The sequence below is a fragment of the Levilactobacillus acidifarinae DSM 19394 = JCM 15949 genome, from assembly GCF_001434835.1.
GTDB classification, from domain to species: Bacteria; Bacillota; Bacilli; order Lactobacillales; family Lactobacillaceae; genus Levilactobacillus; species Levilactobacillus acidifarinae.
In genome coordinates, this window is sequence record NZ_AZDV01000006.1 from 157,319 (window position 1) to 179,277 (window position 21,959).

15 protein-coding genes are annotated in these 21,959 nt (G+C 52.2%); 7 read left to right on the forward strand and 8 right to left on the reverse strand.

Going from position 1 to position 21,959, the window contains the following annotated elements; all coding sequences use genetic code 11:
• Window positions 1–45: 45 nt before the first annotated feature.
• From FD25_RS05380 to FD25_RS05400, 5 genes are all read right to left on the reverse strand, one after another.
• Entirely contained in the window at window positions 46–1,038 is a 993-nt protein-coding gene (locus tag FD25_RS05380; RefSeq protein WP_057802112.1) for a D-isomer specific 2-hydroxyacid dehydrogenase family protein, read from the reverse strand.
• A gap of 567 nt (window positions 1,039–1,605) precedes the next feature.
• A complete protein-coding gene (locus tag FD25_RS05385; RefSeq protein WP_057802114.1) occupies window positions 1,606–2,484 on the reverse strand; it encodes an aldose 1-epimerase family protein in 879 nt (292 codons plus the stop codon).
• 31 nt (window positions 2,485–2,515) lie between these two features.
• On the reverse strand, window positions 2,516–4,153 hold the full coding sequence (locus FD25_RS05390) for a mannitol dehydrogenase family protein (RefSeq protein ID WP_057802115.1): 1,638 nt from the start codon (window positions 4,151–4,153) through the stop codon (window positions 2,516–2,518).
• Between the two features lie 511 nt (window positions 4,154–4,664).
• The gene (locus FD25_RS05395) at window positions 4,665–6,017 is read right to left on the reverse strand and encodes an MATE family efflux transporter (protein WP_057802117.1); all 1,353 of its coding nucleotides are present in this window, start codon (window positions 6,015–6,017) and stop codon (window positions 4,665–4,667) included.
• A 426-nt stretch (window positions 6,018–6,443) separates the two neighbouring features.
• Window positions 6,444–8,939, reverse strand: a complete 2,496-nt coding sequence (locus FD25_RS05400) for a glycoside hydrolase family 31 protein (RefSeq protein WP_057802119.1) — start codon at window positions 8,937–8,939, stop codon at window positions 6,444–6,446.
• A 538-nt stretch (window positions 8,940–9,477) separates the two neighbouring features.
• Between FD25_RS05400 and FD25_RS05405 the strand changes: the two genes are divergently transcribed.
• From FD25_RS05405 to FD25_RS05425, 5 genes are all read left to right on the forward strand, one after another.
• Window positions 9,478–10,911 carry an MFS transporter gene (locus FD25_RS05405; RefSeq protein WP_057802121.1) on the forward strand — a complete coding sequence of 478 codons (1,434 nt, stop codon included), beginning with the start codon at window positions 9,478–9,480 and terminating at the stop codon, window positions 10,909–10,911.
• A gap of 68 nt (window positions 10,912–10,979) precedes the next feature.
• Window positions 10,980–12,401, forward strand: a complete 1,422-nt coding sequence (uxaC, locus tag FD25_RS05410) for a glucuronate isomerase (RefSeq protein ID WP_057802123.1) — start codon at window positions 10,980–10,982, stop codon at window positions 12,399–12,401.
• A gap of 173 nt (window positions 12,402–12,574) precedes the next feature.
• Window positions 12,575–13,771: an MFS transporter gene (locus FD25_RS05415; RefSeq protein WP_057802125.1), complete on the forward strand. Its 1,197-nt coding sequence runs from the start codon at window positions 12,575–12,577 to the stop codon at window positions 13,769–13,771.
• 171 nt (window positions 13,772–13,942) lie between these two features.
• Window positions 13,943–15,172 (forward strand): glycoside hydrolase family 28 protein, encoded by a 1,230-nt coding sequence (locus tag FD25_RS05420; protein WP_057802127.1) that lies wholly within the window; start codon window positions 13,943–13,945, stop codon window positions 15,170–15,172.
• A 15-nt stretch (window positions 15,173–15,187) separates the two neighbouring features.
• Complete coding sequence (locus FD25_RS05425) at window positions 15,188–16,036, forward strand: GRP family sugar transporter (protein WP_057802129.1); 849 nt, start codon at window positions 15,188–15,190, stop codon at window positions 16,034–16,036.
• Window positions 16,037–16,190: 154 nt separating this feature from the next.
• Here FD25_RS05425 and FD25_RS05430 read toward each other — a convergent pair whose 3' ends face one another.
• The 3 genes from FD25_RS05430 to FD25_RS05440 form a co-directional block, all read right to left on the reverse strand.
• Entirely contained in the window at window positions 16,191–17,594 is a 1,404-nt protein-coding gene (locus FD25_RS05430; protein ID WP_057802131.1) for an MFS transporter, read from the reverse strand.
• Window positions 17,595–17,752: 158 nt separating this feature from the next.
• A complete protein-coding gene (locus FD25_RS05435; protein WP_057802133.1) occupies window positions 17,753–18,409 on the reverse strand; it encodes an HD domain-containing protein in 657 nt (218 codons plus the stop codon).
• Window positions 18,402–19,052: a TetR/AcrR family transcriptional regulator gene (locus tag FD25_RS05440; RefSeq protein ID WP_057802135.1), complete on the reverse strand. Its 651-nt coding sequence runs from the start codon at window positions 19,050–19,052 to the stop codon at window positions 18,402–18,404. Before FD25_RS05440 ends, FD25_RS05435 begins: the two co-directional genes overlap by 8 nt.
• 320 nt (window positions 19,053–19,372) lie before the next feature.
• Here FD25_RS05440 and FD25_RS05445 point away from each other — a divergent pair, with 320 nt between their 5' ends.
• Complete coding sequence (locus FD25_RS05445) at window positions 19,373–20,263, forward strand: ABC transporter ATP-binding protein (RefSeq protein ID WP_057802137.1); 891 nt, start codon at window positions 19,373–19,375, stop codon at window positions 20,261–20,263.
• A gap of 5 nt (window positions 20,264–20,268) precedes the next feature.
• Window positions 20,269–21,897: an ABC transporter permease gene (locus FD25_RS05450; RefSeq protein ID WP_057802148.1), complete on the forward strand. Its 1,629-nt coding sequence runs from the start codon at window positions 20,269–20,271 to the stop codon at window positions 21,895–21,897.
• Window positions 21,898–21,959: the final 62 nt, after the last annotated feature.

Consider the following 21,959-nt stretch of genomic DNA (forward strand, 5'->3'; position numbering starts at 1 on the left):
GGACCATGCCGTTTTGAACGCACATGGTCCCATTCGGTTACCTCATTAGGCCAACGTGCTCGTTAATTCCCGAACTAATGGCTTGTTTGCAATTAAGTTCTTCACATCGCTGACACACTTTTCGCCCATGCCGTGTAAGCATTCGTAAGTGTATGCGGAGGTGTGTGGTGTCAGTAAGACGCGGTCGTTGTGTAAGAATGGGTGGCTGGCACGAACGGGTTCAACTTCAACCGCATCCGCAGCGTAACCGGATAATTGACCAGACTTGATACCGTCTAAGACGGCCGTTTCGTCAATTAAAGCACCCCGGGCGTTGTTGCACAGGTAAGCGCCCTTCTTCATTTCAGCAACCTTTTCGGCGTTGATCAAGTGGTAGTTGCCATCGTTCAGTGAGGCGTTTAAGGAAACGTAGTCACTGTTCTTCAACAAGGTATCCAGGTCCACGCGTTGAACGTTGTGGCTCTTTACCCAGCCTTCTGGCGCTTTTGGATCTGGGTCGGTGATGAACACTTGGCCACCAAAGACACTGAATAATTCAGCGACCCGGCTACCAATGTTCCCACAACCGATGACCCCAAAGGTCTTACCGCTGAGTTCGTTACCCATGAATTCGGCCCGGTCTTCGTACCGGTCGTCACGTTCACGTTCAGCAGCAGCCACCGTGCGACGAACCAAGGTCAACAAGTTAACCAGTTCGTTTTCGGCAACGGAGTCCCGTTCAACCAATTGTGGCACGATAGTAACCTTAACGCCGTGAGCCTTAGCGGCCTTGATATCAACGTTGTTAAAGCCAATTCCGTGACGGGAAATCAATAATAGGCCTTCCGTGTTGTCGAAGAATTCTTTGTCAAACATTGGCGTCACGGACGCAATGATGATGTTGTAACCCTTCAGCTTAGCGGCTAAGGACTTACCGTCGATGTCGGTTGGGAGCATGAAACGCTTCACTTCACCGATTTCTTCGAGTTCCTTCCAGTGTTCCGTGAAGACTTGACCAAAACTACTTGAGTTTACAACCGCAATCTTATATTCTGACATTTTTCTAATTGACCTCCATATTCTCTTGGTGACACGTAAGATATTAATAGTAGATTATCTGTTTAAGGTGATGATATCGGTCGCCTTACCGGTCGGGCCCAGCGAGGCTGGAACGTAGCCGACACAACTTGAAGCCCGTCCCAAGAACGGCCGGTCTTCAAGATTGGTCTTGGTCTAACCCGAGCAAACCACTCGGCTAAGACCAACGAGGCTACTTAGCCTCACTGGGCCCTCCCTCACGGCTTGGATAACTAAACAACTACCATTCTCACAGGAATAGTTAATGCTCAATATTCAGCCGGTGAAATTATGGTTAGTCGACGTTTTTTGTCGGCTTACCATAAGGCCAAGCTTTGAGACTCGCGCTTTTTGCGAGGCTCAAAGTTGTGCCCACTGGCGTTCCAGCCCCTGAGCGCCGGAAGGCGACCAGTTTTATCCTCGTCGAAACGTGTTCCTGACGGGCAGCCGGTTCCGCTTAACCCCAAGTCAGTCATTATCCAAAGTTCAGGATAATCACTGACTTGTCGTTAATGCTCACCAGCTAAACGCCCTTCGTCGCACTCTTTTCTAGTTCACGTGAATCGTGTATTGCATGGTTTCTTGTTGACCAGCAGCTAAGTGGTGGTTAGCTTCCTTAGTCGCTAATTCCCGCAAGTCGCCACTCACGTCAGGGAGCCCGTTGAAGGGTTCGAGGCACAAGAACGGAGCGTTAGCGCCTTCCTTGGTCCATAACGTGACGTAATCGAAGTCCGTCAGATCCAACTTAATGGTGTGGGCGTTCTTCTTGGAGCGTAACGTGATACTCTTCAAAGCTGAGTCGTCCAAGATAATCAAGCCGGCGTCAAACATCTTGTAGTTCAACGCGATGACCCCATCCGTTTGCGCAACTTCTAACTTCTTACCAGAACGGTAAGGGTTCGGCGTCTTCACAATTTCAAATTGTTCCAACTTAGTTGGCTTCGGGTCTAAGACTAATTCGTAGTCGTCGAAGGTTTCACCGTCTTCAAATGGCACGTTGAAGGCTGGGTGAGACCCCAAAGAGTACGACAGGTCTTGGGTGTCCTGGTTGTCGACCGTAAAGCTCAGGTGTAAGCCGTCTGCCACGACCGTAAAGGTAATGTCCAGTTCGTACTTGAATGGGTAATATTGTTGCGTTTCTGCGTTACCCTTAGTGCTTAACGTGACGTGATCCACCGCTTGGTCCTTAACGTCAAACCGTAAGCCGCTGACAAACCCGTGTTGGGGCATTTCGTGTTTTTGCCCGTCAATCAGGTAAGCATCGTCGTTCGACCGGCCAATGGCGGGGAACAACACTGGGGCGTGTTTCTGCCACAGGTCGTTGTTCCAGATCAGGTCGCGTTGGGTCTTTAAGTCAACCAGGTGCGTTAATTCGGCACCGACTTCGTTGATAATAGCTTGGAACTTATCATTTTGAATCGTAATCATGATTGGTCACTCCTCCAGTAGTTGGGTTACGTTAGGCAACGGGCTTGGCATGGTCAGCCAGAGCCTTTTCAAGCGTGGCAACGATCGCACCCTTGCCCGCAATCATTTGCTTGAAGTAACCTTCAACCTTGGTGCCCAATCCAACGGCGTAGAGGTCTTGACCGAAGATAGACGTGTTGGTCAAGATGTCCTTTAAGTGGGCGTGAACGTCAGTGTCTTCACCCAACTTGATGTCGCCAACGTACTTCTTCAAGTCATCCATCATTGGATCTGGACTTGGTTCGAAGGCTTGACCTTCGTCGTTAACGGCCATTAAGTAACGGAACCAAGCGGCAATCGTCAACGGGATGAATTCCAACGTCGATGGGTCGAAGCCGTCACGAGCAACGTATTGCTTGATGGTTTCGCCGTAACGAACTGGGATCTTCTGGGAAGTATCCGTGGCAATCCGTTGTGGCGTATCTGGAATGTATGGGTTAGGCAGGCGCTTGTTAACCAATTGATCGATGAAGTCCTTCGGGTTGATAACCTTAGGATCCGTCACCACTGGCAAGCCTTCAACGTAACCGATTTGCTTGATCAAAGCGACTAAGTCTTTGTCTTGTAATTCCTTGGAGATGGCCGTGAAGCCCAGGACACTACCATAGATGGCTAAGGCCGTGTGTAATGGGTTCAAGCAGGTGGTAACCTTCATTTGGTCGGCATCGTTAACCGTGTCGCGGTCAGTAACGATCACGCCGGCATCTTCGAACTTTGGCCGACCATTTGGAAAGTCGTCTTGAACAACTAAGTAGTGCACTTCTTCAGTGTTAGTGAATGGCGCAATGTTGGTGTGACGAGCGGTGTGCACGATTTGGTAATCTTCAAAACCGCTGTCCTTTAACTTGTCACTCACAGCTTCGGCTGGGTTAGGCGTAATCCGGTCAATCATGGAGATTGGGAAGCTGATTTGCTTAGGATCTTGTAAGTAAGCTAAGAAGGCGTCGTCAACGAATCCGTTGTCCTTCCAGCCCTTGGCAATGGTCAAGACACTGTCCTTTAACCGGTCCCCGTTTTGAGAGAAGTTATCGGTACTGAGTAAAGCTAATGGCGTCTTGCCGTTTTGGTAACGGGCCAACAGTAAGGAAACTAAGCCAGCCATGTTGCCCTTAGGCTTTTCTGGGCCGTTAGCAATGTCCGCCTTGGTGATGTCATTTAAGGCACCATCAACGGTCCGCAAGTTGTAACCCTTTTCAGTAATGGAGAACGTTACCACTTGTAAGGATGGGTTCTTGAAGATTTCAAACATCCGGTCCCAGCCAGCTTGGTCAGCTGGGCTGAAGAAGTGAGCTTCACCAACGGATGCGATGAGTTCCTTATCGAAGTTTCCATCGGCCTTGGTGACAACCCGTAAGATCCGGTTGTTGTAAGCATTGTAGATGTCCTTAACAACGCCATCATCGTAGGTTTCAGCAACGACGACACCGGAGTCCAGTTCGCCCTTTTCAATTAATGTGTTGGCAATAGCGGCGTGGAATGCCCGGAACAGGTTCCCACCACCGAAGTGAACCCAGCGAGGATGATCAGCAGTTGCTTGCTTGATCTTCGCTTGATCATAAGTAGGAACTTTGATGCCAGCCTGTTCAAAGGCGGCCTTGTTATTTAAGTAATCGTCGTTTAATTTAACCATTTAGAAACATCCTTTCTTCTGTCGTATCCATTGCGTTAAGTCTGAATGTCATGCGGTTCAGGTGAACTTATATATCAGTAATGGCTTGTAACCGATTTCATCTTACAATATACGGATAAAATGTCAAGTCGCATTTTTGCGGAAATGAGGTGGATTGACATGACTATCGTTGCTATATCAGCGATTATCCGGATTCAAACAAAATCAATTTATTTATTAATCTAATACATCAGTTGGCTTTTAGACCGCAAATTAGGTAACATTTTGGTGCAATTTTCAAATGTTAACGTGAACATTTCTATACTCATAGTATAACACGTCCCCCAAAATCTTCAATCCCACCAGCTGATATATCACTTAAAAAGTATCCAATCTCTTCCTATTATATAGACGAATTTAACTTCAATTATTTTTATTTCTTATTAAAATTTCACACGTTTTCATTTTGACGCATTTTCAGATCAAAACAAAACCGCACCCCTAACTAGTCGCTAGGCGATGCGGTGAGCGTTTAAAGTTCTGATGCAGTAACGTCTTGGTGTCCGCGGCGGAAGACCCACACGACCATAACGACACAGTAGATCAGTGAGAAACCCCAGGCAACCGGGTTGGCGTAACAGATACCCACGAAGCCCAGTGAGGTGATGGCCAGGATACTGGCCAACGACCGACCTAAGAGTTCGCCGATTCCGGATACGATGGCGTAAAGACTATGCCCCCACCCTTGTAAGGTGTTCCGGAAGATCATCAGTAAGCCGTGAACCGGGAAGAAGAAACTGATAATGAAAATGTACTGGTTAGCACTCTGCACGGCACTGGCCGCGTGGTGGCCCAAGATCATGGTGACAAACGTGGTCTTAAACAGGTTGATGACCACGAAAGCCACCGCCGAATAAACCACCTGAATCCAAATACCACTGAAAATGCCGGCCTTCATCCGTTTGCGCGCCTGTGCCCCGTCGTTTTGTGCTTGATAGGTCGCGATGGCCGCCCCGACACTTTCCATCGGTAAGGTGAACAGTTGACGGATCTTTTCGGCCGCCGACTGGGCCGCCACGATGGTCGGCCCCAACAGGTTAATGGCGTCTTGCATGATGATGGCCCCGATGGCCGACACGGAGTATTCCAGGCCCATCGGTAACCCAATCACGCACATGCGTTTAATCCGGGGGCCCCGCCAGCGCCAGTCCGCGCGCCGAACCGTGATGGGCTGCCGATTACCCCGAAAAAGCATCAGGTTCAATAGACCGCCGACAAACTCACTAATGACCGTGGCCCAGGCGATCCCGGCGATCCCCAGGTGAAAACCTAACACAAAGACAAGGTCCAAGATAATGTTTAGGACCAACGAGGCCATCAAGAAGTATAGCGGATGGATCGAATCGCCGAACGCCCGCAACGCGTCGGCCGAGTAGTTGTATAAAATATTGGCTGGAATCCCAAAGAACGAAATCGTGGTAAAGGTCAACGCCATTTTCAGGATACTCTTAGGCGTATTCAAGGCGACTAACAGGCTATGGGCCGAGACCATCATCACCGGCGTAAAGATCAACGCCATGATCAGGCATAACCAGACCGCGTTGGTCAAAAACTCGCGGCTTTCCTGGTCGTCCTGTTTTCCCACACTGTGGGATAACGGAATACTAAAGCCAATGCAGCTGCCCTGAATGAATCCCAGAATCAAGAAGTTCAGGGGATAGTAGACCCCTACGGCCGCCACAGCGTCAATACCTAACAGTCGGCCGACGATGAGGGTATCAATAAAATTATAGAGTTGCTGGAAAATGGAGCCCCCCACCAGCGGGAGGGAAAAGAGCAGAATCTTTTTCAGGGGACTCCCATGGGTTAAATCAATTGCGTCCAAAACGGACCTCCTTAATTGCAGTGTCACTGTCGCTTCACGCCGTCGAGCAAGATTAGCTATGGTGGGCACGGTTTCGAAGCCTCACAACCCGAGTCTCCAAAACACGACCTTAACCTAAGCCGACAAGGAACGTCGACTAAGGTTAATCTCACCATAGCAAATCAAGTCGACTCTGTTTCGCTGGGGTAGTTTCTTCCAATTTCCCCAGCGCTGATTGTTTAACTGTTCATCGGGGAACCGTTTTTCGGCTAGGTCGCTGATGAAATTCCCATCGGGCCAGTGCCCCGACAGAAGACACTACGTTTCAAATCCAAATCAGGTCAAGCAAAAGGGGAAACCAATTTTCATCGAATTGATTTCCCCTCGTCACTATCTCGTGGCATTCACCCGACTATTCTGATGCTACCACGAAATGCGTGTGATTCTCTAGATTGAAATTAAATCCTTAATGCTGAAGTTAACGCCTAACTGGTAGTTTTGAGCCGCTAAGTTCGCGTAACGAATCACGACTTGGCGCTTCTCGCCGTCGAAGTACCAGCCCTCGTCGGTCTCAGCAAACTTCGCCGAATTCAGGAACCGTGGCAGGTCGCGTCCCGCTAAGTTCACACTCAGTGGCGCGATTGTCGGGCAGCAAACTTCAAATTCCATGGTTTTGACCTGAGTCTGGTAATCCCCGTCGCGACTAACGTCAATTGTGACGCCGTCGGCCGTGGTCCGGGCACTCAACTTGGTCCGTAGCGATTGTCCTTGCTGGTAATCGTTAGTCACCCCGTCATCTTCGTACAGCGTGAAGTCGACGTCTTGACTGGCCTCGACCAACACGTTGAGGTGATCGATCACGTCGTTATGCAGGTTGTTGATGCCAAAGCTCCGTGGGACGATACTACCCGTCCGCAGGAACATCGGGATGCTACCCAGGTCGACCGGTACCGTGATTGTTTGGCCACCATCGTAGTATTGGGCGGTCTTTAAGTCGATCCACCGACAACCGGCTGGCAGGTAAACGGCCTTTTCCGTTTGGCCCTTGTCCACCACGTTGGCAATCAGTAACGACGACCCTAGCATGAATTCGAAACTTTCTTCGGCCACGTTCGGGTCGTCTTGGAATTCATAAACCAGTGGCCGCATGATTGGGGACCCCTTGGTCGAAGCTTCGTACAGCAGAGAGTAGAAGTACGGGACTAAGGTGTACCGCAACTTGATGGCCGCCCGGATGTACTTGGTGTAGGCCGGGTAGGTCCACGGTTCGGTAACCGTGTTGTCGTTGTTGCAGGAGTGAATCGAGAACCGTGGTTGGAAGATCCCGTTTTGAACCCAGCGAACGAACAGTTCCGGTTCCGGCAACGGCCCGTCGAACCCGCCGATGTCACACCCTTGGTTGGCGACCCCGGAAAGACCCATCCCCAGAATCGTCGGGATGTTGTACTTCACGTTGGTCCAACTAGTGTAGTTATCCCCGGCCCAGGTCTGTGCGTACCGTTGAATCCCCGCAAAGCCGGCCCGGTTGATCGAGTACGGCCGCACGTTTGGATCGTGTTGTTTCAACGCGTTAATTCCCGTCTTGGCCATCAACGTCGACATGATGGGCTTCACGGCCCCGATGGTTTGGTGCACCCCGTCGGCGTCGACCGTCGCACTGTCATCGTTGATTTCAAATTCGTTATTATCGTTCCATAACGACGTGATCCCGATGGACGCGAGGGCTTCAATGATCTTTTGCCCCCAAGCATCCCGACCGTTGGGACTGGTAAAGTCCACAAAGTGTGCCGGGCCACCCCAGTACTGGTCGATTTCATCGGCCGTGCCGTCCGCCGTCTTCACGTAGGCGTTCTTTTGCTGAAACTCGGGCGTGATTGGGTTGGTGGTTAAGATCCCCGGCTTGATGTTCGGCGCTAAGAGCACGCCGCGCTTCTTAAGTTCGGCCACAAACTTAGCTGGATCTGGGAAGCGCTTCTTGTTCCAGTTGAACACGTAACGCTTACCATCCTGACCCGACGTGTATCCGGATGAGAGGAAGAACCCGTCACACGGGATACCGTTCTTCTTACACGTATCCACGAAGTCCAAGATTGCGTCGTCGGAATGTTCGTCCAGTTCGGTGTAGAACATGGTCGAGCCCATGTACCCTAGCGACGGTAACGGCATCATGGCCGTCTTCCCGGTCAGGTCGGTGTAGTGTTCCACAACCTTTTTGATGGTCGGGCCCCCAATGAAGAAGACGTCGAGGTCGCCGCCGTCACATTGGAAGTAGCTGTAGCGTAACCAGTAGTTACTGTGTTCACAGTCCATGTCGAAAACGGAATCGTACATGTTGTTGTAGAATAACCCGCTGGCCAGGTTGGCTTGCGTATCGAAGTCGATGTAGAACGGAATCATCTTATACAACGGGTCCGATTTCTCGGCGTTCCAGCCCAGTGAGTCGGTGTTGTGCATCCGCATCCGGCGCTTAAACTTGTTCAGCTTGCCGGACTTTTCACCAAAGCCGTAGAACTTGTCATGGTCGCCCATGCTACTGTAGTGGAAGCTGCGGCCCAGGTTGTCTTGAACGAACGAGCGCTTGGCCAAATCCTTGTGGACCACGTGACCGTTTTCGTCGATGATTTCAAAGTAGAACGGATCGGCGTGGATATGTAACGTGTACTTGCCGTTGTTGACCGTGTACCCATCATCGGTGGTCTGTAGGTCGATGGCAATCGGGGTCACCCGTTGCCGTTCATCGGCCAATAGGTCGTCGGTGGCATCGTCCCACGCCGTCTTGACTAAGGCGTAAGACTCTTCCGGCGCAAATTCCTGATCAAAGGTCCCGCGAATCCGGATGATGTTTTCATCCAATAGGTAAATGCGGAACTGAGCACCATCCGTCGCCACGTCCAAATAATCGTGATGATCGGTGACGTTCAGTAGTTTAGAACTAACTTTCATGTCGTGCACCTCCGAAATTTAGTGGTTGTTGCTATTCAATTGGTCATAGTCTAACACATCACCGTCTCCTTTTGAGGACGCTTTCACGAATTTTAACGGTCACTCGGCAGCCGCCAAGTCGCTAAAATCACGAGAAAATCCGCCGCATACTTAGGCTTAACCGCCATTAGCCGGCGCTAGACCCTCTAATTAGTTTCAAGTGATATACCAGAATATCGTGACAGGTTTACTTTAATTGACTCTGTAAGCGCTGTCAACGAAATTCCTAAACTTTTTTAATTTCCCGTACAATCCCCGTGGTTTAGCGGTTTGCCGCTATTATCTTTTTTATTTTAAGATTGTGATTTAACATTTTTATGTTGAAAGCGGTTTCCTTACGTGCTATTCTCTAGGTAACTTCTATATCAGTTTGGAGGCAGATAATTTGGTCCTGGTTAACCCACCACGACCACACACTTAGAGGTTTTAGCTATTGTTCAGTTTCACCGCTTTGGTAAACGTCTTTTATCAAAAAAATTTATTTAGGAAGTGAATTTCGTTGGATAAGACACAAAAGACTGTTACGATTTCCGCGGCGCCGTTCAACATTAAAGATAAGATTGGTTACATGTTCGGTGATATCGGGAATAACTTCTCGTTTAACGTGGTTAACTCGTTCTTAATGATTTTCTACACCAACGTGCTTGGTTTAACCGGGTCACAAGTTGGGATTATCTTCTTAATCGCTCGGTTCGTCGATGCCTTTGCCGACATCACGGTGGGTCGTTTAGTTGATAACAGTAAGTTACATAAGATTGGTCGGTTCAAGCCTTGGATCAACCGGATGCGTTACCCATTACTGATTGCTTTGGTTCTGTTATTCGTACCAATCGTTAAGGATTGGGCATTACCAATGCGTCTTGGGTGGGTCTTCATCACCTACATCGCTTGGGGGATCTTCTACTCCTCAGTTAACATCCCTTACGGTTCTATGGCCTCTGCCATCAGTAGTGACCCGAACGACAAGACGTCTCTGTCGACGTTCCGTTCCATTGGGTCCGCCGTTGGTTCCGCCATTACCAGCTACATCATTCCAATGTTCATCTACATCGGGGCTTCCCAAAAGATTTCCGGGAGCCGGTTCTTCTGGGTGGTTGTCGCTTGTGCCGTTTTAGGTTACGTCTGCTACGAATTAACGACGAAGCTGACCACGGAACGTGTCCGGACTGAAAAGTCTGAAAAGGTTCCTTTGGGCCGCGTGGTTAAAGGGATGTTCGAAAACAAGGCCTTGATTGTCTTGGTTTTGGTCGACATCATGATCGTTATTAACCAAAACTTGTCCGGGACTTTGATTTCCTACCTGTTTAACGACTACTTCAAGAACACCTCTGCCATGGGGATTGCCTTGATCTTCAACTTTGCGACCGTTATTCTGTTGGCCCCATTCAGTAACTGGATGACGCGGACGTTTGGTCGTAAGGAATGTTCCATCGTGGCGCTGTTAATCGGTGCCGCTATTTACGGAACTTTGATGGTTTCTCACACGAGCAACATGTACTTCTACTTAACGATGATGTTCTTTGGTTCCTTAGGTGCCGGGGTCTTCAACCTGATGGTTTGGGCCTTCATCACCGACGTTATCGATAACCACGAAGTCTTGACGGGTGTCCGTGAAGACGGGATCGTATACGGGGTTAACTCCTTCGCTCGTAAGGTTGCCCAAGCGATCGCCGGTGGTTTCGGTGGATTCATGTTAACCTTCATCGGTTACAAGTCCTCCACTGGTGGTGGTGCCATTCAGTCGCAAGCCGTTATTGACAAGATCTACAACTTGGCAACTGGTGTCCCAACGGTCTGCCTGTTAGTCGCTGCCTTACTGTTACTCTTCTTCTACCCACTGAGCAAGAAGCGCGTCAACTCTAACGCCGCTCAATTAGCTAAGATTCACAACGCTAACGCCGAAGAAGAAAAGAAGGAAAACGCTGAAGGTTAATCCCTTAAGCGCCGACGTCAATTAAGGTTCAGATAAACGACATCATTACTTTATGAAGGAGTTTTCTCATGACTTTATTAAACGAAGATTTTCTATTAACGAATGATCCCGCTAAGACGTTATACCACGACTACGCCGAAAACATGCCGATCATCGACTACCACTGTCACTTGGAACCAAAAGACATTTACGAAAACAAGAACTACCCGAACATCACCCGTTTATGGTTAAACGACGGGAGTTTAGGTGACCACTACAAGTGGCGCCTCGAACGGGCTAACGGTGTTCCCGAAGACCTGATTACCGGTGACGGCGACGAATACCAAAAGTTCCTCGCCTGGGCTGGGACCATCGAAAAGTCCATCGGGAATCCCCTCTACGAATGGACCCACTTGGAATTAAAGCGGTTCTTCGGCATTGACGAACCCTTAACCACCAAGTCTGCTCCCGCTATCTGGAAGAAAGCCAACGAACTGGTTCAAAGCGAAGCCTTCAAGCCCCGCAACCTGATCAAGAACATGAACGTCAAGGTGGTCTGCACCACCGACGATCCGGCTTCCGATTTGCACTACCACAAGCTGATCAGAGAAGACGAAGCTGAAAACGGCTTCAAGGTCCTCCCAGCTATGCGGCCAGATAACCTGGTCCGGATCAACCAAGGCGACTTCGGGGCTTACCTGAAGAAGTTAGGCGACGTGGCCGGTGTCGAAATCACCGACTACGACAGCCTGGTTAAGGCCTTAGACAACCGCTTCAAGTTCTTCACCGAAATGGGCGGCCGTCTGTCCGACCACGGGTTGAACTCATACCACTACCGCAAGATTTCCAAGGATGAATTTAACCAGATTTTGGCTAAGGCCGCTAAGGACAATACCCAGTTGACCGACGCCGAAGTTGACGGTTATACCACCCTGCTGTTAGAAGAACTCATGCGGTTAAACAAGCAATACGACTTCACTATGCAATACCACATGAACGTGTTGCGGAACGCTAACGGCCCAATGTTCCGGAAGTTAGGCGCCGATGCTGGGTTTGACTCCATGGGGTCCGAACCAGGTATCGCCGGCGAAATGATGAAATTACTCAGTGACATGGCCGAAGAAAACAACATTCCTAAGACCATCCTCTTCTCCACCAACCCGAACGATTGGTTGGAACTGGCCACTGGGATGCAAAGCTTCCAAGGCGACGTCAAGCAAAAGCTGCAACTCGGTTGTGCTTGGTGGTTCAACGATACCCGCGAAGGAATGCACGATCAATTACGCATTATGGCGCAACAAAGCTTGCTGCCAAACTTCGTCGGGATGTTGACCGACTCACGGAGCTTCCTCTCTTACCCACGGCACGAATACTTCCGTCGGGTACTGTGTGACCTGATCGGTGAATGGGTTGTCCGGGGTCAAGTCCCTGACGACTACGCTTACCTAGGTCAGATCGTCCAAGATATCTCCTACAACAACGCTAAGAACTACTTCGGCTTCTTCAAATAAGTCGTTACAAGTTACTGAAAAGGTCAGTCCATAACGGGCTGGCCTTTTTGCGTGGCCTCAGTGGCCCAATTACCGGTTGTCTTCCGACCGTAATTAGTTATAGAATGAACTTATACATAAAATAAATGACTAGTCCCCCGACTAGTCATTTTCTATGCTCTAAGGAGGCCACCATGGCGAAAAAAATCGAACACACGACCGAGATCCTGCTGGTCGTCTTGGCCATCGGAATTCTGATGCGCTCCCCCATCACCACCTTACCCCTGGTGCTCACGCAATTGGCTCAGCACCTGACCGTCTCGACCGGGAGTTTAGGGATCCTAACTACTCTGCCCCTGGTCATGTTTCTGCTCTTCTCTAACTTTGCCGCCCTCCCGCTGGCCAAATGGGGGATCAAACCCGCGATGACCGTGGCGCTAATTCTACTGTTAGTAGGCTCGGCCTTGCGGATGGTGATTACCCTGCCCACCATGTTACTGGGCACCATCCTGATTGGGATCAGTATTGCCCACCTAAACGTCTTCATGCCGGCGTTCATCAAGGCCTACTTTCCCCTAAAAATTGCCCTGTACACCACGCTCTACTCGTTTTCGATGAACCTGGGAAGTGCCGGGTTTAACTTGGTGACCGCGCCAGTCGTGACCCACTGGGGCTGGCAGGCCATCCTGCTGATTCTGACCGTGGTGCCGCTACTGGTCATGATTTTTTGGGGACTGATGAGCCACCACCTCCCGGAAAAGATGAAGGCCTTACCCGCTAACCAGGCCGTTCGCACGCCGCACCGGAGTATTTGGACCAACCCCCACGCCTGGCTGTTCTTAGTGACCTTCGGGTGTCAGTCGTTACTCAACTACACCATGGCCGCCTGGTTCCCCGTGCTGATGGGCTACCATCATCTCAGCGCCGGGCACATCGGCTTTATCATGGCCGTTTACTCGCTAGTTGGGATTCCCGTCTACATCTTAACGCCCCACCTTTTGATGGAATTAGGAAAAACCGGCTTAAAGGTCCTGGTCGCCATCCCCGGGGCCTGCGGAATCATTGCCGGTCTCATGCTCTTCTTCCAGAACACCGCCTCGTTTGGCTTCTGGTTGACCGAAAATATCCTGGTCGGCATTGCTATTAGTTTCTTCTTCATCTACACCACGACCATGTTCGGTCTAAAAACCGACGATCCCCTGACCACCGCACGTCTCTCCGGTATGGCCCAAGCCGGGGGGTACTTCATGGCCGCTCTGGGGCCGTCGCTGTACGGTTGGGCCTTTCGGGTCAATCCCACCGGTCTACCGCAAAATTTCGTTTACGTAGGGTTGATCGTGGTCGCCATCATCGGCGCCCTCCGGATTCAACGACTCACGAAAGTTCATTAAACCGCATCAACTGGCGAACCCTTCCGATGGTTCACCAGTTTTTTTAATTTGGGGCAATTTTCTATCGGCCACCTATTGAAAGCGGTTTCTTCGCCTGCTACTCTAGAAGTATCTGCTATGGGTTTCGTAATTACCAGAAGCCCGGTACCTTCTCAGAAAGCTGGTGGTTTCATGCAATTAAACGTCCTAGAACACCTGACCTACGCTGACGTCCGCGCCAACGCCACCGCCGCGATTCAAACGGCCATCGACGCCTGTGCTCAAGTCGGCGGGGGCACGGTCCTCATTCCCGGTAGCGGCCCCTACACCATCGACGGCCTGGTGTTAAAGAGTCACGTTACCTTACATATCGCCGCCGGGGCCACCCTCGTGGGGTCCGGCAACGAAGACCGGTACACCCACCGGCCGGGCCCGTTTGAACTTAACCGCAACGCTACGCCCATCTGCGGTTTGATCTACGCCAAGGGCCAGACCGACATCGCCATCACCGGGGCCGGAACCATCGACGGTAACTATCAACGGTTCATTTACCCGGACCAAGGTGACGAGGTCCACCTGAAATTCTACAAATACCCCCGCCCAATGACGGTCTACTTTGAAGACTGCCACCAGGTGTGTTTACAAGACGTGACGTTACAAAACGCCCCGTTCTGGACGGTCCACCTGGTCGGTTGTCAGAATACCGAAATCGCCCACGTCACCATTCATAACGAACCGCGCATGCCTAATACCGACGGCATCGACGTCGACCGCAGCAAGAATACTTACATTCACGACTGCGATATCGTCACCGGCGACGACGCCATCTGCCCCAAGTGTACCGAAGAGACCGCGGCGTACAGCGACTGCACCAACCTCTTGGTCGAAAATTGCACCCTAAAAACCCAGAGTTCCGCGGTCAAATTTGGCAGTAGCAGTTTCGGTAACTTCTATAACTGCCACTTCCAACACCTGACCATCACCGATACCAACCGGGGTCTGACCTTTCAGCTTCGCGATCCCGGCAGTGCCGAAAATATCCGGTTTAACGATATTTCGATCGTCACCAAACATTACAGCAAGGAATGGTGGGGTTCCGGGGAACCCATCTTCATCTCGTTGCTCCCCCGTGACGCGCAAACCGACCTGACCGGCCAGCGGATTCGCAACGTGAGCTTCACCAACATCACCTGTAACGCCGAAAACGGTCTGTTCATTGGGTCGGTGGCCGATCACATGATTCAAAACCTCACGTTGGACCACGTGACCCTAACCCTACGTCGGCCCCTGGGGAGCCCCGTCCAATACGATTTACGCCCCTGGCAGGGGACGCCGAAAATTCCCGCGACCTTACACGGCATCGAAACCTACCGGGAAAATACATACACCACCCACGAATTCGTCGTTCGCCCCGCCAAGTAGAACAGGAGTCTCGCCATGGCAATTTTAATTGGACTCATTCCCGCCCTTTTCTGGGGCATCCTACCCATCTGGATGCGTAAAGTCACCGGCGGCAGTTTCTTACAGCAGTTACTTGGAACCAGCATGGGCATCGTAATTACCGCCACGGTCCTCCAACTGATCTTTCGTTTCAGCATTAGCGGCCACGATTTCTGGCTGTACTTCATCTCCGGGGCCTTCTGGAGCTTCGGACAGTGCGGCCAGTACTGGGGCTACGGCAAGCTGGGCGTCAGTCTGACCATGCCGCTGTCCACGGCCTTTCAGATCATTGGCAACTCCCTGATTGGGGGCTGGCTGTTCGGCGAATGGACCGGTTGGCACGATAACCTCATCGGCTTGGGCGCGCTAGTCATTATCATTTTAGGTGTCCTAGTCGCTAACGGGGTCGTGGGCTTCTCCGTCAAGAACCTCCGGGGTTACCTGGTTCTGCTGGCCACCACCTTTGGGTACTGGGGCTATTCCGGCTTCCCCCACTACGCTAACTCGACCAGCGGCATCAACGGCTTTCTGCCCCAAGCGTTGGGAATGTTAAGTACGTCACTATTGCTCTACCTCATCGGTCGGCGCCGGTTACCGGGTAACGATCCGGCCGGTCTCAAAAACATCACGTCCGGCCTGATTTTTTCGGTCTCTTCGTCCGTTTACCTGATTTCACTCCAGCTTAACGGGCTGGTCAACGCCTTCGTGCTGACACAGTTAAACGTGGTCGTCGCGACCCTCTTAGGCATCGTCATCCTCAAGGAGGCGGATCCGCGACGGACACTGACCACCTCCGCGGGACTGGGCATTTTGATTGCCGGCGCCGTCTTGATGGTGCAAATCTGATTAGGGCCTGTCTTAAAAGACCAATCTGGAGGATTCAGTGCTTCCGTTCCAGTCAGAAACGGGTACTTAAATCAAGATTTACGGTTTAAGCAAGAACCTAGTTACTCACCACAAACCAGAAAAACCAGCCCATCACGGACTGGTTTTTTTACGTTTAATCTTTCTTCTGGTACCGAAACACAATCGCGTAAAAGCCAAAGTTTACGATACTCAACACTAAAATCAACCCGAAGGCCAACTGACTCCCCAGCGCCGTAGCGTGAGCGTAGGAGAGACCGCCGCCCTTGATCGACGACATCAAGGCCGCTAAAATCGTGGTTCCCAATGACCCGGCAAACTGCTGACCGGTGTTATAAATCGCGTTGGCATCGGCGCGTTGGGCCATGGTGACTTCTTTTAAGCCGTTGGTCATGGTATTACTAAAGGCCATCGACCGACCAATGCTATAAACAATGTAGAAGATGGCAATCACGACCACGGAAAGATGTTGCCCCAACACCGTAAAACCGAGCGCGGCCAGTAGAAACAGGCTACTCCCCAGCAAGATGGGTAGCTTCGCCCCGTGTTCGTCGAGCAGATGACCGAACCAGGGTTGTAAAATGGCGGTAACCAGGCTGCCGGGCAGTAACATCAACCCACCGGCCAGGGAACTAGCGCCCACCACGATTTGGGCGTAGTTAGGCAGCGCGAAGTTGATCCCGATGTTACAGAATTGCAAGATCACGTAAGCGAAGAAACTGTAAGTAAAGATCGGATTCCGGAAAATTTCGAGTTTTAGAAGCGGGCGATCGCTAGTTTTGGCCACCCGAACGTACCCCCACAGGGCAAGGACGCCCAGGATGAGGCCACCCAGGAACTGCCAACTCAACCAACCCGCCGTGGTCAGGCTGTTAAAGCCTAACATCACGGCCACAAAGGCCACCGCCAATAGGACAAATTGCCGCCAATCGAATTTCACGGCCTTAGTCGGCGTGTACTGCTGAATCGCCCAGACCCCCAAAATTAAGACTAAAGCCTCCACGGGAATCGTCGACCAGAAGATCATCCGCCAGTCGGCCAGCGAGACCATGATTCCCCCAAAGGTCGGTCCACTCGCCGGCGCAATCATCAGAATCAACCCGGTCATCCCCATGTAAAACCCCAGTTTGGCGCGCGGCACGCTTTCGACCACCACGTTGACCATCAAGGGAATCGCGATTCCCGCACAGCCGGCCTGAATCAACCGTCCAATGAGTAAAATCGGGAAGTTCGGCGCTAACGCACAGATCAACGCGCCCAAGATAAAGAGCCCCGCCCCGGTCACGAATAACTGGCGGTTGGTGAACCGCTGTTTCAAAAACGCCGAGGTAATCATCAGTAACGCCACGGTCAGTAAATACCCCGTGGTCACCCACTGCACGGTACTCAAAGACACGTGCATGGTCCGCATCAACGTGGGAAAGGTCACGTTCATCGACGTTTCGACCAGGATGCCCACGAAGGCCATTAACGCCACGGCCACGATTGCGACCAGACGCTCCCCCGTCAATTTTTGGGGCTCTGTTTCGTTTGTCACCATTCGATTGATACTCCTTTACTGTAATTTATTTATCGGTTAATTATTTTTAAACACTGCATCTATCATACGCACATTTAAGACCAATGTCATGGGGTGATTTGCGCACGCACCAAATAAAAACGCCTTCACCGTGGGAACGGGAAGGCGTTATCGTCAATTTAGCGTTTAGCTTGCCACTCGTCTTTAAACTCGGTCAAAAAGTCGAGCATGACCTGTTGCCGGTGTTCGGCCAGTCCCTTAGCGGCGGCCGTGTTCATCAGGTCTTTCAGGGTCAACAACTTCTCGTAGAAGTGATTGATGACGGTCTCGCCCCCCAGATTGCGGTATTCGGCGTGGGTCATTTGCGTCCGCGGCGCCACGGCCGGGTCGTAAATCTTTTCGCCGAAGTGACCGCCAAAGTAGAGTGCCCGGGCAATCCCGATGGCCCCGATGGCGTCCAACCGGTCGGCATCTTGAACGATCTGACCCTCTAACGGTAAGGGCTTGGCCGTCCCGTCGAGCGTTTTATGAAACGACATGTTATCCATGATTAGAAAAATTGTGTCCTGCTGAGTGGCACTGAAATCGTGGGCGCTCAAGAAATCACGTACCTCGGCACTGGCGGCCTGCGTATCGGTCACTAATTTTTCGTCAATCACGTCGTGGAGGTACGCCGCCGTCAGCGTCAACAGGCGGTCAGCCGCGGGATATGCCGTGAGCAGGCGGTCGGCCAAGCCTACCACCCGTTGAATGTGGTCGAAGCCGTGGCCGGTCTCGTCGTCCCGCATCTTACTGCGGGCAAAATCGTGTACAGCGGTTAAAGTCTCGTTACTCATGAGGGAGTCCTTCTTTCGTGTCTGTGGGGGGAACGCCGATGAAGCCGTAGAAAAATAGGTGGTCGATTTGCCGGGTCAGGGCTTGGAAGTGCGGATCGTGCTCATTACCCGCCACAATCTTTTGTCCGGCGTCGCTACTGACGTACTGGATAAACATGTCCAGGTACAGCATCAACGCATCGTCGGTCAACTCGGGACTGATCATCCCCGCCTCGCGACCGCGCCGAATGACCACCGACCAGAAGTTGCGTTTCTGTGCCTGATAGGCCTGCATGGTCTCGTCAGTCCCCAGTTGGCCCCGCATGTCTTGGACGATGAACCGGTAAAAGTCCGGGTGCAGATTGTCCGTGATCTGCGTGCTCATCGTGATCATCTTTTGCACGAGTTCCTGGTAGGAAAGTTGCGGATCCACCGCATCGGCGCGGCTAGCGGCGTACCCGTCGTTGACCATGGCCAGTACGACCTGGTGGCCCAGGCTCAGCTTACTGTCGAAGTATTTATACAACGTCACCTGCGACACGCCAGCCGCCGCCGCAATCGCGCTGACCTTGGTGGCCTTGAACCCGTCACGCATGAAGAGCCTTTGGGCCGTTTGTAACAGGTGATATCGCTGGTGTTGTTTGCGTTGTTGATTGGTTGCCATACCCTTACCGCCTCTCGAAATTCCCCTTGTCGTTGCTTATTTTACCACACGGTTCGGCCGGTCGCCGACCAAACTAGCGGCGAAGTTGGTTGCCCTCCGGCGCTCAGGGTGAACATTTGGACCGCCTGCTCACCTCCAGACTGTATTTTGGATTCATCTAATCGACACCTTCCTCACCATAATCTGGTTTTATCTCTCTTAACATCAGTTATTTACTTTTAGTGAACTATTCATTTTAAATAGTTCACTTTTTCGTTGACTTTCCCCACCCCCGGGCTTACGATGAGAGCGATTTAACAGTTGATGAGGAGGGACGACCCATGGCACAACCCATTCTAGAAATTAACCACTTACAAAAACGTTTCGGTAAATTTACCGCACTCAAAGACATTACCTTTACCGTCAACGCCGGCGAGATCTTCGGCTTCATCGGTCCCAACGGCGCCGGTAAATCCACGACCATCCGCACGCTACTCGGGCTGATTCGGGCCAGTGGCGGCTCGGCCACCATCTTCGGCCACGACGTCTGGCACGACAGCGTCGCCATTCACCGCCGACTGGCCTACGTCCCCGGCGACGTTTACCTCTGGCCCAACCTGACCGGTGGTGAGATTATCGACTTGCTGTTAAAACTCAACGGTGCTCGCCACACCGCCCAGACCGACGACCTGATTCACCGATTTGGCCTCGATCCGACCAAGAAGGCCCGGACCTATTCCAAGGGGAACCGGCAGAAGGTCGCGTTAATCGCCGCCTTTTCGCAGGACGCCGATTTCTACATTTTCGACGAACCCACGTCCGGCCTCGACCCCTTAAACGAAAAGCTTTTCCAGGAAGCCGTCCTCGACCTCAAGCACCAAGGTAAGGCCGTGCTCCTGTCCAGTCACATTCTCTCCGAAGTCGAACGGATGTGTGACCGGATCGCCATTATCCGCGAGGGCACCATCATCGAAACCGGCAGCCTCGCCGAGATGCGCCACCTGACCCGCACCGTGATGACCGTGACCACCAAAACGCCGTTGGCTCCCACCACGTTACCCGGGGTTCACGCCGTTCAAGCCGGTCAGCAGCCCAACGAATGGCAGTTTTCGGTGGAAGCCGCGCAACTACCGACCGTCATGACGGCGTTGACCGCCCACCAAATTCTGGCGTTGCAAAGCACCCCACCCACGTTGGAAGATCTCTTTATGCACTACTACGGAAAGGCGTGATGACGATGACCCTGACAACACGCACCGGAACTGGGGCCCTTACCCGGTTAGGCTTGCGGCGGGACCGTTTCCGGTTACTGATCTGGATATTAATTTTGGTTGGGTTAATGGCCGCCGTGGCCGCCAAGTTTGTCGACATCTACGGCACCAAGGCCGAGATTGCCGGCATCGTGCAAACGCTGAAGAGTCCGGCCATCGTAGCCATGTTCGGCCCGTTTCAACTGGGTAAAAACGCCACGACGGCTCAAATCTTCGCAAACGAAATGCTACTCTTCATGGCCTTGATTCAGGTCGTGATGAACCTGGGACTCGCCGTTCACGCCACCCGCTACGAAGAGGATCAAGGGTTAACCGAACTTTTACGGGCCCACGCCATCGGTCCCCAAGCTCAGTTAATGGCGGCCGCCAGCGAACTCACCCTGGTGAACCTCGGTATCGGTATCCTCTACGCCCTAGGCCTCGACTTGGCCCAGATGCCCGGCGCCACGACGGCCGGCAATTGGCTGATTGGACTGGGACTCGCGGCCATTGGTTGGCTCTTCGGCATGTTGGCCCTTCTCTTAGCCCAACTCGCCGACCACGCCGCCAGTGCGACCGGGATGGCCTACGCCTTGTTCGGCCTAAGTTACTTGGTCCGGATGATCACCGACGTTCAGCAGCCCCGCCTGACCTGGTGGTCGCCACTGGGCTGGGTGGAAAAGTTGTCGCCCTACCATCGCCCCAACTGGTTACCGGTCGGTCTCATGTTACTGACCGGTCTGATCCTGATCAACCTCGCCATCTGGGTCGTCCAACACCGAGACCTTGGAGCGGGAGCCATCGCCACGCACCCGGGACGGCGAACCGCGTCCCCCCTGCTCCGGGGTCCCCTAACGTTGCTTTGGCGGCGCCAACACAACGTCTTCATCGGTTGGTTTCTAGGCGTTATCGTCCTGGGGATGGCCTACGGGACCGTCTTCAATACCATTGGGGACATCTTAAAGACCAACCCCACCATGCAACAGGTCTTCGGCAAGGCCGTCGTCCATTCGGCCAACCACAGTCTACTACTCAACTTTAGTGCCCTATTAACCGTCGTCATGGCCGCCGTAGCGATCATCCCCGGACTACAACTCATTTTCAAACTTTACGGTGATGAAACCCACGGTTGGCTTGAAGCGCTGTACGCGCGGCCGTTGAGTCGCACCCGCCTTTTTCTGAGCTATATCGGCCCCGCGGGGTTACTCAGTACGGTGATCTTTCTGGGCGGCTGGGGCGGCCTGGTGCTCACGGGCAACGCCAGTCTGACCCACGCGGCCGACGGCATCACGACCTTCGAATTCTGGCAGGGGTTCTGGGGACAGCTGCCCGTCATCTGGCTGTTCTTGGCTCTCGGTGTGCTGCTAGTTGGGACCTGGCCGCGGGGCCGCTCACTGGCCTGGCTCTACCTGGCCTACGGGTTTATCAGTCAGTACCTGGGTAACCTGTTACAGTTACCCAAATGGGCCAAACAACTGAGTCCGTTCGGCTGGTTGCCCAGTGTCCCCGTGCATCAAGTCGAGTGGACCACCTTTAGCTGGGAAGTCAGTCTTGCCGTGCTCCTCGGTCTTATCGGGTGGTGGGGCTACACGCACCGCGATTTACAACAACATTAATTCGCTAAAAAGAGTTCGGGACATAACTCGAGTTCTATAGAAAAACAGGAAGGAAATTCTCG

Excerpts from the sequence above, each read along its gene's own strand:
- FD25_RS05380 (WP_057802112.1), bottom strand. The coding sequence starts at position 1,038 with ATGTCAGAATATAAGATTGCGGTTGTAAACTCAAGTAGTTTTGGTCAA.
- FD25_RS05385 (WP_057802114.1), bottom strand. The coding sequence starts at position 2,484 with ATGATTACGATTCAAAATGATAAGTTCCAAGCTATTATCAACGAAGTC.
- FD25_RS05390 (WP_057802115.1), bottom strand. The coding sequence starts at position 4,153 with ATGGTTAAATTAAACGACGATTACTTAAATAACAAGGCCGCCTTTGAA.
- FD25_RS05400 (WP_057802119.1), bottom strand. The coding sequence starts at position 8,939 with ATGAAAGTTAGTTCTAAACTACTGAACGTCACCGATCATCACGATTAT.
- uxaC (WP_057802123.1), top strand. The coding sequence starts at position 10,980 with ATGACTTTATTAAACGAAGATTTTCTATTAACGAATGATCCCGCTAAG.
- FD25_RS05415 (WP_057802125.1), top strand. The coding sequence starts at position 12,575 with ATGGCGAAAAAAATCGAACACACGACCGAGATCCTGCTGGTCGTCTTG.
- FD25_RS05420 (WP_057802127.1), top strand. The coding sequence starts at position 13,943 with ATGCAATTAAACGTCCTAGAACACCTGACCTACGCTGACGTCCGCGCC.
- FD25_RS05425 (WP_057802129.1), top strand. The coding sequence starts at position 15,188 with ATGGCAATTTTAATTGGACTCATTCCCGCCCTTTTCTGGGGCATCCTA.
- FD25_RS05430 (WP_057802131.1), bottom strand. The coding sequence starts at position 17,594 with ATGGTGACAAACGAAACAGAGCCCCAAAAATTGACGGGGGAGCGTCTG.
- FD25_RS05435 (WP_057802133.1), bottom strand. The coding sequence starts at position 18,409 with ATGAGTAACGAGACTTTAACCGCTGTACACGATTTTGCCCGCAGTAAG.
- FD25_RS05440 (WP_057802135.1), bottom strand. The coding sequence starts at position 19,052 with ATGGCAACCAATCAACAACGCAAACAACACCAGCGATATCACCTGTTA.
- FD25_RS05445 (WP_057802137.1), top strand. The coding sequence starts at position 19,373 with ATGGCACAACCCATTCTAGAAATTAACCACTTACAAAAACGTTTCGGT.
- FD25_RS05450 (WP_057802148.1), top strand. The coding sequence starts at position 20,269 with ATGACCCTGACAACACGCACCGGAACTGGGGCCCTTACCCGGTTAGGC.